The organism is Klebsiella sp. TF21-TM (assembly GCF_019753495.1).
Lineage (GTDB): Bacteria > Pseudomonadota > Gammaproteobacteria > Enterobacterales > Enterobacteriaceae > Klebsiella > Klebsiella quasipneumoniae.
In genome coordinates, this window is record NZ_JAIJYL010000005.1 from 71,227 (window position 1) to 84,279 (window position 13,053).

Below are 13,053 nucleotides of genomic sequence, written 5' to 3' on the forward strand. Positions count from 1 at the left end.
GCCTCACACTTCGGAGCGCGTATGGGCCTGTTAAACCGGATAAAAATGCTGTGGCGAGCCGCCGTCGGCTCGTCTTATTCCTGGCCTGCGATGGATATCGTCCTGCCCGGCGAACGCTATCTGCACCTCGTCGGCAGCATCCATATGGGCACCCGCGATATGGCGCCGCCGCCAGCGAAGCTGCTGAAAAAAATACGCCAGGCCGATGCGTTAATCGTTGAGGCCGATATCAGCGGCAATGAAACCCCGTTTAGCCATCTCCCCGCTTATCCGCCGCTGGCGGAGCGCCTGAGCGACGCGCAGCTGAGCGAGCTACAGACGCGAGCCGGTGAACTCGGCCTGTCGGTCGCGCTATTCGACAGCCAGCCGCTGTGGCAGGTGGCGATGGTTCTGCAGGCCACCCAGGCGCAGAAGCTGGGGCTGCGGCCGGATTACGGTATCGATTATCAGTTGCTGATGGCCGCCCGCGAGAGCAACATAGCGGTGATGGAGCTGGAAGGCGCCGACAGCCAGATCGCGCTGCTGCGCGACCTGCCCGATGGCGGAATGGCGCTGCTGGAGGATACGCTGACCCACTGGCGCACCAACGCCCGTTTACTGCAGGTCATGATCGGCTGGTGGCTGGAGCAACCGCCGTCGCGCGGCGCGGTATCGCTGCCGACGACCTTCAGCCAGTCGTTATATGATGTGCTGATGCACCAGCGCAATCTCGCCTGGCGCGAGACGCTGCTGGCCCTGCCGCCGGGGCGCTACGTGGTCGCCGTCGGCGCGCTGCATCTGTATGGCGAAGGGAATCTGCCGGATATGCTGACATAAAAAAATGGCCAATATTGCTATTGGCCCGTCAAAGAGGAATTTCATCATTATTATTATCCCGGGATTTGCATCCCGGATCGTCTGATTGTCGCTCAAAGTGACCATCACTGCCAACACTATTGCGCAAGATGGTACTATTTTTTAGACAACCTGCGGGCGTATTCTGACGTCACGCAAAACCGGTTGGTAAGAAGGATAGCTATGACTCCCGCCGTTAAATTACTCGAAAAAAACAAAATCCCCTTTCAGATCCACAGTTACGATCACGATCCCAATGAGACCAACTTCGGTGATGAAGTGGTGCGCAAGCTCGGCCTCAATGCCGACCAGGTTTACAAGACCCTGCTGGTCGCCATAAATGGCGATATGAAGCATCTGGCGGTCGCCGTCACCCCGGTCGCCGGGCAGCTGGATTTGAAGAAAGTGGCGAAAGCGCTGGGCGCCAAGAAAGTCGACATGGCCGACCCGATGGTGGCGCAGCGTATCACCGGCTATCTGGTGGGCGGTATCAGTCCGCTGGGGCAGAAGAAGCGCCTGCCGACGGTGATTGACGCCCCGGCGCAGGAATTTGCCACCATTTACATTTCCGGCGGCAAACGCGGGCTGGATATTGAGCTGGCGGCCAGCGATCTGGCGCAGCTGCTGGATGCGAAGTTCGCCGATATCGCCCGCCGCGATTGATGACGCGCCCCGTGCCCGGTAAGCGCAGCGCCACCGGGAAAGCGCCCGGATAGCGACGCAGCGCGCTTTATCCGGGCTTCCCCTCAGGGTTACTGCCAGCTCACCTCGCCTTTCGGCTCATAGGCGGCGGCATCCAGCGGCGAGTTCTTCTCGATATACTCTTTCAGCACTTCGGCATCGATAAAGCCGGTATTCACATACCCGGGTTTATCGGCGATGTTCGGATAGCCATCGCCGCCGGTGGCGTTAAAGCTCAGCGTCGCCATCCGGTAGGTCTTCGCCGGATCCACCGGTTCGCCTTTGATTTTCAGATCGTTCAACTTGCCGTCTTTGGCCACAAAGCTGACGTTCGCAAACTGCGGATAGGCGCCGGAATCCGGCTTCATCTGCGCGACGGCGGTCAGGTAATCCACCACCTCTTTGCCGCTCATATCGACATAGGTCAGCACATTGCCGAACGGCTGGACCTTCATCACATCCTTGTAGGTGATATCGCCCGCCTCGATGGAGTCGCGGATCCCGCCGCCGCTCATCACCGCGAAATCCGCGTTACTGCGCGCCATCTGCGCCGCCAGCAGCAGGTGGCCCATATTGGTCTGTACGAAGCGCACTTTACTGCGATCGCCCTCCAGATGACCATTCACGCTGCCGATCTTGACCTGCAGTTGCGCCTTACCTTTGTTCTGGAACGGCGTCAGCAGCGACATCATCTGCGGGTTCTCCGCGATCTGCGGCGTATACAGCACCCGCTCGCTTTGGCCGTTATCGTATGTCACTTTTTTCTTCAGGTTGACCGGGATCAGCTGATAGTGCACCAGTTTCATCTCGCCGTTGCGGAACTCAAAATCGGCGCGGCCGACGTATTTGCCCCACTCATGCGCCTGGACGATCCAGATACCGTTCTGACGATCCGGGGCGCACGGCGTCCCTGGCACATAGTCGACCTGTTTTTTATTTTCCGACGCCATGCACACCGGATCCTGCGAGTGACCGCCGACGATCATCGCCAGCGAGCCCGCGGGTAAACTGCGTGCCATCTCGACATCCCCCGGCGCGTTAGAGCCGTGGTTGCCGTTGTCATAGTGGCCCATATGGGTGGTGGCCAGGATCACGTCCGGCTTTTCATTCTGCTGCAGCTCCTGGATCACCAGCTTCGCCTCTTCCGCCGGTTTGCGGAATTCGATATCGGTGAAATATTCCGGATTGCCAATCTTGGCCGTATCGTCAGTGGTTAAGCCAATTACCGCGATTTTTAACCCGCCGCGTTTAAACAGCGCCCAGGGTTTGAACAGCCGTTCGCCGGTGCTTTTCTGATAAATATTGGCCGACAGGAACGGGAACTTCGCCCACTTTTCCTGCTGGCGCAGCACGCTCAGCGGATTATCAAACTCATGGTTCCCCACCGCCATCGCGTCGTAGCCGATCAAGTTCATGCCGCGAAAATCGGGCTCTGCATCCTGTAAATCAGACTCCGGCACCCCGGTATTGATATCCCCGCCGGACAGCAGCAGAACGCTACCGCCTTCGGCCGCCACCTCTTTACGAATACCGTCCACCAGCGTTTTCTGCGCCGCCAGGCCATATTCGCCGTAGTCATTGCGCCAGAAATGGCCGTGGTGATCGTTGGTGTGCAGGATGGTAATTTTATAGGTTTTATCCTGCTCATAGGCCTGCGCGGACAGGCTGCCCAGCGATAAAGCGGCGAATAACGCCAGCGCCACGCTGTGTTTGAAATAATGCATGCTTCACTCCCTGACTTAATCCCAAGTGCCGAAAGTATAGCGAGTTAGCCGCGTTGACAAATATGTTTTCAGAATTGCGACTTCCTTCAAACCTTATCTGCAGGTATGTTAGTCGGATAATAATTCTACCCGTCATACTTCAAGTTGCATGTGCGTTGGCAATAACTCGGCCCATCCCTGGGCCTCGCCCTTACGGGCGCAGTGAACTGCGTTCAAATTCGTTCCTGACGAATTTGTCCTCGCTCACCCCAGTCACTTACGAGAGTAAGCTCCTGGGGATTCGCTGCGTCGCCGCCTGCCTGCAACTCGAATTATTTAGGGTAACAACCTGCATTCTCTACAACAAATCGAACTCGCTGAAGTGAACCTATGACAACCAACCAATCCGCTCAGACCTTACCCAGTACCGACGCGCCGCCGCAAAAAGCGCGCACCTCGTTTGGCATCTTAGGCGCGATCAGCCTGTCCCATTTGCTTAACGATATGATCCAGTCGCTCATACTCGCTATCTACCCGCTGCTGCAGGCCGAGTTCTCCCTTACCTTCGTGCAGATTGGGATGATCACCCTCACCTTCCAGCTCACCTCATCGCTGTTCCAGCCGGTGATTGGCTACATCACCGATAAACGATCGATGCCGTGGTCGCTGCCGGTGGGCATGTGCTTTACCCTCTGCGGTTTGATCCTGCTGGCGCTGGCCGGTAGCTTCGGTATGGTGCTGCTGGCCGCCGCGCTGGTGGGTACCGGCTCCTCGGTTTTCCATCCGGAATCATCCCGCGTGGCGCGAATGGCCTCCGGTGGCCGTCACGGCCTGGCCCAGTCGCTGTTCCAGGTCGGCGGCAACTTCGGCAGTTCGCTTGGCCCGCTGCTGGCGGCGGTGATCATCGCCCCGTATGGTAAAGGCAACGTCGCCTGGTTCGTGCTGGCCGCCCTGCTGGCTATCGTCGTGCTGTCGCAAATCAGCCGCTGGTACGCCGCGCAGCACCGGATGAATAAGGGCAAACCGAAGCCGGCGATCGTCAATCCGCTGCCGCGCAATAAGGTGATTCTGGCGGTAGGTATTCTGCTGATGCTGATTTTCTCGAAATACTTCTATATGGCGAGCATCAGCAGCTATTACACCTTTTATCTGATGCATAAGTTCGGCTTATCGGTGCAAAATGCCCAGCTGCATCTGTTTGCCTTCCTGTTCGCGGTGGCCGCCGGGACGGTGATTGGCGGGCCCGTTGGCGATAAGATTGGACGAAAATATGTTATTTGGGGCTCTATCCTCGGCGTGGCGCCTTTCACCCTTGTTTTACCCTATGCCAGCCTTGAATGGACCGGGATTTTAACGGTGATCATTGGTTTTATCCTCGCCTCGGCCTTCTCCGCTATTCTGGTCTATGCCCAGGAGCTGCTGCCGGGACGTATCGGCATGGTTTCAGGCCTGTTTTTCGGCTTCGCCTTTGGTATGGGCGGCCTTGGCGCCGCGGTGCTGGGCCTGCTGGCGGACCATACCAGCATCGACCTGGTGTATAAAATCTGCGCCTTCCTGCCGCTGCTGGGATTCCTGACGATATTTCTTCCTGATAACCGGCAAAAAGCCTGATTATCCGGCGGCCAAAGTGTAACGCTGGCCGCCGTTACCCCTTGCGCCATCGGCCTGATGCGCGCATTCCTCTCTCGATTTTTCCTTCTGTGCCTTTTCAGCGTCCAATTGTATTTTTTTGCACAATTCAAGAATTATTCATAAACAAAGTGAACGTTTTTGTCATAAACTATTACGCGGACAGGGTAGCAAAATGGACCGATTCACCACTGGAAAGGAGACGGAATGCACCACGCAACACCGCTAATCACCACCATTGTCGGCGGCCTCGTGCTCGCCTTTATTCTCGGCATGATTGCCAATAAGCTACGTATTTCTCCTCTGGTGGGATATCTCTTAGCGGGCGTGCTGTCCGGCCCTTTCACCCCTGGCTTTGTTGCTGACACCAAACTGGCTCCGGAACTGGCGGAGCTCGGCGTGATCCTGCTGATGTTCGGCGTCGGCCTGCATTTCTCCCTCAAGGATCTGATGGCGGTAAAGTCGATCGCCATTCCCGGGGCCATCGCCCAGATAGCCGTGGCGACGCTGTTGGGTATGGCGCTCTCCGCCGCCCTTGGCTGGTCGCTGATGACCGGCATCGTCTTTGGTCTGTGCCTCTCCACCGCCAGTACCGTGGTGCTGCTGCGCGCCCTGGAGGAACGACAGCTGATTGACAGTCAGCGCGGGCAGATCGCCATCGGCTGGCTGATTGTGGAAGACCTGGTGATGGTCCTGACGCTGGTCCTGCTGCCGGCGGTGGCCGGTATGGCGGAGAAAGGCAACCTCGGCTTCGCTTCCCTGGCCCTCGACCTCGGGATCACCATTGGCAAAGTGGTGGCCTTTATCGCCATCATGATGCTGGTCGGCCGTCGGCTGGTGCCGTGGATCATGTCGCGCAGCGCGGCCACCGGCTCGCGCGAGCTGTTCACCCTGTCGGTGCTGGCCCTGGCGCTGGGCATCGCCTTCGGCGCCGTGGAGCTGTTTGATGTCTCCTTCGCCCTCGGCGCCTTCTTTGCCGGCATGGTGCTTAACGAATCCGAGCTGAGCCACCGTGCCGCTCATGACACCCTGCCGCTGCGCGACGCCTTCGCGGTGCTGTTCTTTGTCTCCGTCGGCATGCTGTTTGACCCGATGGTGCTGGTCCAGCAGCCGCTGGCGGTGCTGGCGACGCTGGCGATCATTATCTTTGGTAAATCCGCAGCCGCCTTTTTCCTCGTGCGTATGTTTGGCCACTCGCCGCGTACCGCACTGACCATTGCCGCCAGCCTGGCGCAGATAGGTGAATTTGCCTTTATTCTCGCCGGCCTGGGGATGGCGCTTAACCTGCTGCCGCAGGCCGGGCAAAACCTGGTGCTGGCCGGAGCGATCATCTCGATTATGCTCAACCCGGTACTGTTCACTCTGCTGGAGAAATATCTCGATAAAACCGAAACCCTCGACGAGCAGACCCTGGAAGAGGTGCTGGAAGACGAGAAGCAGGTGCCGGTCGATATCTGCAACCACGCGCTGCTGGTCGGTTTCGGCCGCGTCGGCAGCCTGCTGGGCGAGAAGCTGATGGCCCAGGGGATCCCGCTGGTGGTGGTTGAAACCTCGCGCACCCGCGTGGATGAGCTACGCGAGCGCGGGATCAGCGCGGTGCTGGGCAATGCCGCCAATGAAGAGATCATGGAGCTGGCGCATCTCGACTGCGCCCGCTGGCTGCTGCTGACCATTCCCAACGGCTATGAGGCCGGCGAGATTGTCGCTTCCGCACGAGAAAAATGTCCGCATATCGAGATTATCGCCCGCGCCCATTATGATGACGAAGTGGATTACATTATCGACCGTGGGGCCAATCAGGTGGTGATGGGCGAGCGGGAAATTGCCCGCGCCATGCTGCAGCTTCTGGAAACGCCACCCGCCGGTGAAGTGGTCACCGGCTGATGTTCTGCCCTCTCCCGTCGGGAGAGGGACTCGCTTACCGATCCCAGTACGCCTCTTCCAGGCTGTCCTCACGTTCCGGCAGGCCGCGGGTTAAGCGCGGCGAGTGCTGGTTCAGCACCTGATAGCTCACGCGGTTGGCATATTTACACACCTGCGCCAGCGAGGAGTAGGTCAGCCATTTGCATTTGTGTTTGCTGGAGTTGGGGACGTTATTGCGATGGTAGTTATTGGCGGTGATGTCATGCAGCAGCGCCGCCAGCGCGCCGTCCCCTGCGCCGTTGGTGTTCATGATCTTCTCCGGGCCGCCCATATACGGCGCAATATGCGAATAAATCCGCAGCGGATTGACGCAGTCCTGGTGACGCATCGCGCGACTGAATTCGAACTGGTTAAATTCCGGGATCGCCCCCGGCAGCAGCGGATGCTGGGTCTTACGCTTCGCCTCTTCTTCAGTGAAGCCCGCCATATACAGCCCCGCCGGTCCGGCGGTGCACAGCACCAGGTCGACCCAGTCCAGCGCTTTATCCGCCGCCGACAGCGGATCGGCAAAGCCGGTCAGCGCTTCCCCTTCCTCTTCATTCATTGCCAGAATCGAGACATGCTCCTGCAGGAACTGCTGCCACCACGCCGGGTTATCGGCAATCACGTATTTGGTTCCAAGAGTCAACACCACCGGCACATCATGCTTTTTGGCATACTCGATGGCTTTCATCGTCGCGTCCGGCATCGGCTCGCCCGGCTTGCAGCGAACCAGGTAGGAGGTCAGCACCAGCGCCGAGGCGCCGGCGATCACCGCTTCCGGAATGCTTTCCGGGCGCAGCTTGTTCATATGACCCGGGCTGATGGCGAAGGTGCGCTCGCCGCTGTCGCTGATCAGGGTGAAGCAGCGGCCAATGGCGCCGTCCACGCCCTGCAGATAGTTCAGATCGGTACGGCTGGAGGTATTGCACAGGTAGCGATAGGCATAGCCGCCGATTTCGATATTGCTGCACATGACGCCAAGCAGCACCGAGCGATCGTCCGCCAGCACCGAGTAGTTGTGCATGGTATTGCCGATCGTGCCGCCGGCAAACTGATGGGTAATAAGATTATTGCGCACCAGCTCCTGGTACAGCGCCTCGGCGACGTCATCTTCAATCACCAGCGAGTGGCCCGCGCTCAGGCCGTAGCGCACGATAAACGCCTCATCCACTTTCGCTTCGATATCCACCAGCGTCTGGTCGATACCCACCACCCAGGAGACGCTGGATTCATTCTCCGGCTGAATTTGCTGCAGCAGCGGGTCGCGGGCGTTAACGGGAAAATAGTGTTTGGATTTGCGTTTACCGGGAAATTTCATAGTGGCGCTTAAATAACAGGGAACAAGCGGGAAATAGTAGCATATTCCCCGCCCTGCGCGCGATCAGCGATAAGGCGCCGTCAGGTTGACCATCATCTCAATATGCGCGGCGTCCGCGTTAAGCGCTGGAATGTATTCATATTGCTTTCCGCCCGCTTCGAGGAATATTTCCCGGTTCTGGACGGCGATCTCTTCCAGCGTTTCGAGACAGTCGGCGGCAAACCCCGGGCACAGCACCTGAATATGCTTCGTCCCTTTCTCGCCGAGCATCTTCAGCGTCTCATCGGTGTACGGCGTCAGCCAGGGTTCCCGACCAAAGCGCGACTGGAAGGTCATCATCACCCGCTCCGGCGGCAGCCCCAGCGCGGAGACCAGTTCCCGAGTGGTATCGCGACAGCGCTGAGGATAATCATCCCCCTGATTGGCATAGCGCTGCGGGATCCCATGATAGGAGAGCAGCAGCAGATCCGGTTCCCCATGAACGGCAAACGAGGCGCGCACGCTGGCCGCCAGGGCATGGATATAGTCCGGGTGCCCGGCGTAATCGCGAATAAACGAGATACCGGGAATGGCGCGTTTCTTCGCGAGGATCCGCGCCAGCTCATCCCAGACGGCAGCCACCGTCGAGCAGGAATATTGCGGATACAGCGGCAGCACTACGATGTGCCCCACCCCCTGCGCCAGTAAATCATCCACCGCGCTGGCCAGCGACGGCGATCCATAGCTCATGCCCAGCGCCACCGGGATATCCGGCAGTCTGGCGGCCAGCGCCTGCTGCTGGCGACGGCTGTATACCATCAGCGGCGACCCCTCTTCCATCCAGACGGACTGATAGAGTTTAGCCACGCGGGGAGAGCGAATCGGCAGTATGACGCCGCGCAGCAGCGGCCACCATAGCAGACGAGACGTATCCACCACCCGTTTGTCGCTGAGGAATTGTCGCAGATAGCGCTTCACCGCACCGGGGGTGGGCGCATCGGGAGTGCCTAAATTGGCCAGCAAGATACCTGTTTTCGTCTGATGCATTACCGCCTCTTAACCATTTGAATCGCAGCCAATTGTAGCTGAAATGGCGCTAAACGGAACCAATCATAGCAAAAGGTAGGAATGAGAGGAGTTCTCATCCTGCCGCAGCAGGATGAGAAAAGGCTTTATCAGCCGAGAATTTTTTCCAGTTCGGCGCGCACGTCAGCCACCGCTTTGGTGCCGTCGACTTTGGCGTATTTGGTGTTGCCCGCCTGCGCTTCTTTGGTGTAGTAGCCGATCAGCGGCGCCGTCATCTGATGATATTCCACCAGACGCTTACGCACGGTCTCTTCCTGGTCGTCTTTACGGGTGGTCAGCTCTTCGCCGGTCACGTCGTCTTTGCCTTCCACCTTCGGCGGATTAAATTTGATGTGGTATACGCGACCGGATGCCGCGTGAACGCGACGGCCAACGATGCGGTCGACGATCAGTTCGTCCGGCACATCGAATTCCAGCACGTAATCAACGGTAATGCCCGCTTCTTTCATGGCGTCAGCCTGCGGAATAGTGCGCGGGAAGCCGTCCAGCAGAAAGCCGTTACGGCAATCTTCCTGGGCGATACGCTCTTTGACCAGCGCGATAACCAGCTCATCGGTCACCAGCTTGCCGGCGTCCATGATGTCTTTCGCTTGCTTACCGAGCTCGGAGCCGGATTTTACCGCAGCGCGCAGCATATCGCCGGTGGAGATTTGCGGAATACCGTATTTCTCCATGATGAACTGAGCCTGAGTTCCTTTACCCGCGCCCGGAGCGCCAAGCAGAATAATACGCATTACGAAAATCCCCTCAAAAGTCGATTTAATTTTTCAAAAACGCTAAACCATACCACCAGAACGGCGATGGCTCAAGGAAGGCGGTGCGGCTGAAACGGTTAATGGTGAGATATTTTATGCCATCCAATGTGAAATGCCCCGCCGGAGCAAATCGCTCAGACGGGGCATTTATCCCGTTCCCGGCGTCGCGTCGCTCGGCCGGGCTACTCGTTCAGGTTCGCGTCAGGAAGCCAGCAGCTGGTTCATACGGCGGATAAACTGGTTCGGATCTTCCAGCGTGCCGCGCTCGGCCAGCAGCGCCTGATCCAGCAGCAGTTCCACCCATTCGCCGAACTGCGCGTCATCCTGGGTATCGGCTGCGCGTTTCACCAGCTGATGAGCCGGGTTCAGTTCGAAGATGTATTTCACTTCCGGCGCCGCCTGGCCCGCAGCCGCGAACAGCTTCGCCATCTGGGTGCTCATCTCGTCGGCATCGGTGGTGACAATCGCCGGGGTATCGGTCAGACGATGGGTCAGACGCACCTCTTTGACCCGGTCGCCAAGCAGGTTTTTCACACGCTCAACGAACGGCTCCAGCGCTTTTTCGGCTTCTTTGGTGGACTCGTCCACTTCGTCCGCCAGTTTGTCCAGCGACTCGTCGGCTTTAGCGACAGACTGGAGCGCTTTGCCGTCGAATTCGGTCAGGTAGCTCATCATCCACTCGTCGATGCGATCGGAGAGCAGCAGCACTTCGATCCCTTTCTTACGCAGCAGTTCGAGGTGTGGGCTGCTTTTCGCCGCCGCATAGCTGTCGGCAGTGATGTAGTAGATCTTCTCCTGACCGTCTTTCATACGCGAGACGTACTCTTCCAGCGACACGGTCTGCGCGGAGGAGTCGGTATGGGTGGTCGCGAAGCGCAGCAGTTTGGCGATCGCCTCCTGGTTGCTCGGATCTTCCGCCGGGCCCTCTTTCAGCACCAGGCCGAACTGTTTCCAGAAAGTCTGATATTTTTCGGCGTCGTCTTTCGCCAGCTTATCCAGCATCTGCAGCGCGCGTTTGGTCAGCGCGGTGCGCAGGTTACGGGTCACGCTGCTGTCCTGCAGGATTTCACGGGAGACGTTCAGCGGCAGATCGTTGGAGTCTATCAGGCCGCGTACGAAGCGCAGGTAGTTCGGCATAAACTGCTCGGCGTCATCCATAATGAACACACGCTGGACGTACAGCTTCAGGCCGTGTTTATGATCGCGGTTCCACATATCCCACGGCGCCTGCGACGGGATATACAGCAGGCTGGTGTACTCCTGCTTACCTTCCACGCGGTTGTGGCTCCAGGTCAGCGGGTCGCTGTAGTCATGGGCAATGTGCTTGTAGAACTCTTTGTACTCGTCGTCGTTAACTTCAGACTTGCTGCGGGTCCACAGGGCCTGCGCCTTGTTGATTTTTTCCCAGCTGATAACGGTTTCGCCGTCTTTCTCTTCCTGTTTTTCAATCTCAACCGGCAGCGCGATGTGGTCGGAATACTTGCTGATGATGGAGCGCACGCGCCAGTCGTTGAGGAAATCGTCCTCACCTTCGCGCAGATGCAGGGTGATTTCGGTCCCGCGATCGGCTTTGGTGATGTCGGCCACGGTATATTCCCCTTCGCCGGCGGATTCCCAGAACACGCCGTTTTCAGGTTTATCGCCTGCCGCACGGGTGCGCACGGTCACTTTGTCCGCCACGATGAAGGCCGAATAGAAGCCGACGCCGAACTGGCCAATCAGCTGGCTATCTTTTGCCTGGTCGGAACCCATGGATTCCAGGAACGCTTTGGTGCCGGATTTGGCGATGGTGCCGAGATGGTCGATAACCTCTTCCCGGTTCATGCCGATACCGTTATCGGCGATGGTCAGGGTACGGTTGTCTTTATCAAACGAAACCCGCACGCGCAGCTCGCCGTCTCCCTCATACAAATCCGGCTGCGACAGCGCGCGGAAACGCAGCTTATCGGCCGCATCAGAGGCGTTGGAAATCAGCTCACGCAGAAAGATTTCTTTGTTGGAATAGAGGGAATGGATCATCAGGTGCAGAAGCTGTTTTACTTCTGACTGAAAACCACGAGTTTCTTGTCCTTTCATCTGATTCAACCTCAACAATGCCATTTTAAATGGGTAAAAAACCGTTGAGTGGGAGATGGGGACAGCGGGGAAATTTTTCAAGCGGAGGCGGCGATGGCCGCCTCCATTTGTTCAGAAAGTAATCTTGTGGCGACCGGCCAGCGAGTGGGACAGCGTAGTGCCGTCGACCATCTCCAGCTCGCCGCCCACCGGCACGCCGTGGGCGATTCGGCTGGCGTCGACGCCATACTGCGCGCACAGCTCTGCGATGTAGTTGGCCGTCGCCTCGCCCTCAACGGTCGGGTTAGTGGCAAGGATCACCTCGGTGATCGACTCCGCCTCCAGCCGTTGTTCCAGGCGATCGAGCCCGATGTCGTCAGGCCCGATGCCGTCGAGCGGCGACAGGTGCCCCATCAGCACGAAGTAGCGGCCGGAATACTGCCCGGTCTGCTCAATGGCGTAGATGTCCGCCGGACTCTCCACCACGCAGATTTGGCCGTTTTCCTGGCGACGCGGGTTGCTGCAGATATTGCACACCTCCTGCTCGGTGAAGGTGCGGCAATCGGCGCAGTGGCCGATCTCCGACATCGCGCGCGTCAGCGCCTGCGCCAGACGCATCCCGCCGCTGCGATCGCGCTGCAGCAGGGTAAACGCCATGCGCTGCGCGGACTTCGGGCCGACGCCCGGCAGACAGCGCAGCGCTTCCATAAGCTGAGTTAACAGCGGGCTGGTTTGCATCAGAACGGCATCTTGAAGCCTGGCGGCAGCTGCATACCGGCAGAGACGGAAGCCATCTTCTCTTTCTGGGTCTCTTCGATACGGCGCGCGGCGTCGTTGAACGCGGCAGCCACCAGATCTTCCAGCATCTCTTTGTCATCTTCCAGCAGGCTTGGGTCGATCTCCACGCGGCGGCAGTTGTGCGCGCCGTTGATGGTCACTTTCACCAGACCTGCACCGGACTCGCCGGTCACTTCCAGCTGAGCGATCTCTTCCTGCATCTTCTGCATTTTGTCTTGCATCTGCTGGGCCTGCTTCATCAGGTTACCCAGGCCGCCTTTTCCACCAAACATAGGCTTCTCTCTCAGTCAGTCATCATTAAAGGTACTGA

At 58.4% G+C, this 13,053-nt stretch carries 11 protein-coding genes; 4 read left to right on the forward strand and 7 right to left on the reverse strand.

Annotation, left to right across the window (positions count from 1 at the left end):
- The first annotated feature begins 21 nt into the window (after positions 1-21).
- Together K5R89_RS06560 and ybaK are read left to right on the forward strand one after the other, a co-directional pair.
- Entirely contained in the window at positions 22-816 is a 795-nt protein-coding gene (locus tag K5R89_RS06560; RefSeq protein ID WP_023288658.1) for a TraB/GumN family protein, read from the forward strand.
- A 201-nt stretch (positions 817-1,017) separates the two neighbouring features.
- Entirely contained in the window at positions 1,018-1,497 is a 480-nt protein-coding gene (ybaK, locus tag K5R89_RS06565; RefSeq protein WP_101992034.1) for a Cys-tRNA(Pro)/Cys-tRNA(Cys) deacylase YbaK, read from the forward strand.
- An 89-nt stretch (positions 1,498-1,586) separates the two neighbouring features.
- Here ybaK and ushA read toward each other — a convergent pair whose 3' ends face one another.
- Positions 1,587-3,239 carry a bifunctional UDP-sugar hydrolase/5'-nucleotidase UshA gene (gene ushA, locus K5R89_RS06570; RefSeq protein ID WP_032734896.1) on the reverse strand — a complete coding sequence of 551 codons (1,653 nt, stop codon included), beginning with the start codon at positions 3,237-3,239 and terminating at the stop codon, positions 1,587-1,589.
- A 369-nt stretch (positions 3,240-3,608) separates the two neighbouring features.
- On the opposite strand from ushA, the gene K5R89_RS06575 reads away from it, so the two are divergent.
- On the forward strand, positions 3,609-4,829 hold the full coding sequence (locus tag K5R89_RS06575; RefSeq protein WP_023288656.1) for an MFS transporter: 1,221 nt from the start codon (positions 3,609-3,611) through the stop codon (positions 4,827-4,829).
- A 225-nt stretch (positions 4,830-5,054) separates the two neighbouring features.
- Positions 5,055-6,731 (forward strand): YbaL family putative K(+) efflux transporter, encoded by a 1,677-nt coding sequence (gene ybaL, locus K5R89_RS06580; protein WP_023288655.1) that lies wholly within the window; start codon positions 5,055-5,057, stop codon positions 6,729-6,731.
- 34 nt (positions 6,732-6,765) lie between these two features.
- Here the strand turns inward: ybaL and K5R89_RS06585 are convergent, their stop codons facing one another.
- The 6 genes from K5R89_RS06585 to K5R89_RS06610 form a co-directional block, all read right to left on the reverse strand.
- Positions 6,766-8,070 carry an inosine/guanosine kinase gene (locus tag K5R89_RS06585; RefSeq protein WP_032454205.1) on the reverse strand — a complete coding sequence of 435 codons (1,305 nt, stop codon included), beginning with the start codon at positions 8,068-8,070 and terminating at the stop codon, positions 6,766-6,768.
- Between the two features lie 63 nt (positions 8,071-8,133).
- Positions 8,134-9,096: a ferrochelatase gene (gene hemH, locus K5R89_RS06590; RefSeq protein WP_044521309.1), complete on the reverse strand. Its 963-nt coding sequence runs from the start codon at positions 9,094-9,096 to the stop codon at positions 8,134-8,136.
- Between the two features lie 128 nt (positions 9,097-9,224).
- Positions 9,225-9,869 (reverse strand): adenylate kinase, encoded by a 645-nt coding sequence (gene adk / locus K5R89_RS06595; RefSeq protein WP_002892184.1) that lies wholly within the window; start codon positions 9,867-9,869, stop codon positions 9,225-9,227.
- Positions 9,870-10,091: 222 nt separating this feature from the next.
- A complete protein-coding gene (htpG, locus tag K5R89_RS06600) occupies positions 10,092-11,966 on the reverse strand; it encodes a molecular chaperone HtpG (RefSeq protein WP_217259256.1) in 1,875 nt (624 codons plus the stop codon).
- A 111-nt stretch (positions 11,967-12,077) separates the two neighbouring features.
- Positions 12,078-12,683, reverse strand: a complete 606-nt coding sequence (recR, locus tag K5R89_RS06605; RefSeq protein ID WP_002892177.1) for a recombination mediator RecR — start codon at positions 12,681-12,683, stop codon at positions 12,078-12,080.
- Entirely contained in the window at positions 12,683-13,015 is a 333-nt protein-coding gene (locus K5R89_RS06610) for a YbaB/EbfC family nucleoid-associated protein (protein ID WP_008805448.1), read from the reverse strand. The genes recR and K5R89_RS06610 overlap by 1 nt, the downstream gene beginning before the upstream one ends.
- Positions 13,016-13,053 lie beyond the last annotated feature (38 nt).

Excerpts from the sequence above, each read along its gene's own strand:
- K5R89_RS06560 (WP_023288658.1), top strand. The coding sequence starts at position 22 with ATGGGCCTGTTAAACCGGATAAAAATGCTGTGGCGAGCCGCCGTCGGC.
- ybaK (WP_101992034.1), top strand. The coding sequence starts at position 1,018 with ATGACTCCCGCCGTTAAATTACTCGAAAAAAACAAAATCCCCTTTCAG.
- ushA (WP_032734896.1), bottom strand. The coding sequence starts at position 3,239 with ATGCATTATTTCAAACACAGCGTGGCGCTGGCGTTATTCGCCGCTTTA.
- K5R89_RS06575 (WP_023288656.1), top strand. The coding sequence starts at position 3,609 with ATGACAACCAACCAATCCGCTCAGACCTTACCCAGTACCGACGCGCCG.
- ybaL (WP_023288655.1), top strand. The coding sequence starts at position 5,055 with ATGCACCACGCAACACCGCTAATCACCACCATTGTCGGCGGCCTCGTG.
- K5R89_RS06585 (WP_032454205.1), bottom strand. The coding sequence starts at position 8,070 with ATGAAATTTCCCGGTAAACGCAAATCCAAACACTATTTTCCCGTTAAC.
- hemH (WP_044521309.1), bottom strand. The coding sequence starts at position 9,096 with ATGCATCAGACGAAAACAGGTATCTTGCTGGCCAATTTAGGCACTCCC.
- adk (WP_002892184.1), bottom strand. The coding sequence starts at position 9,869 with ATGCGTATTATTCTGCTTGGCGCTCCGGGCGCGGGTAAAGGAACTCAG.
- htpG (WP_217259256.1), bottom strand. The coding sequence starts at position 11,966 with ATGAAAGGACAAGAAACTCGTGGTTTTCAGTCAGAAGTAAAACAGCTT.
- recR (WP_002892177.1), bottom strand. The coding sequence starts at position 12,683 with ATGCAAACCAGCCCGCTGTTAACTCAGCTTATGGAAGCGCTGCGCTGT.
- K5R89_RS06610 (WP_008805448.1), bottom strand. The coding sequence starts at position 13,015 with ATGTTTGGTGGAAAAGGCGGCCTGGGTAACCTGATGAAGCAGGCCCAG.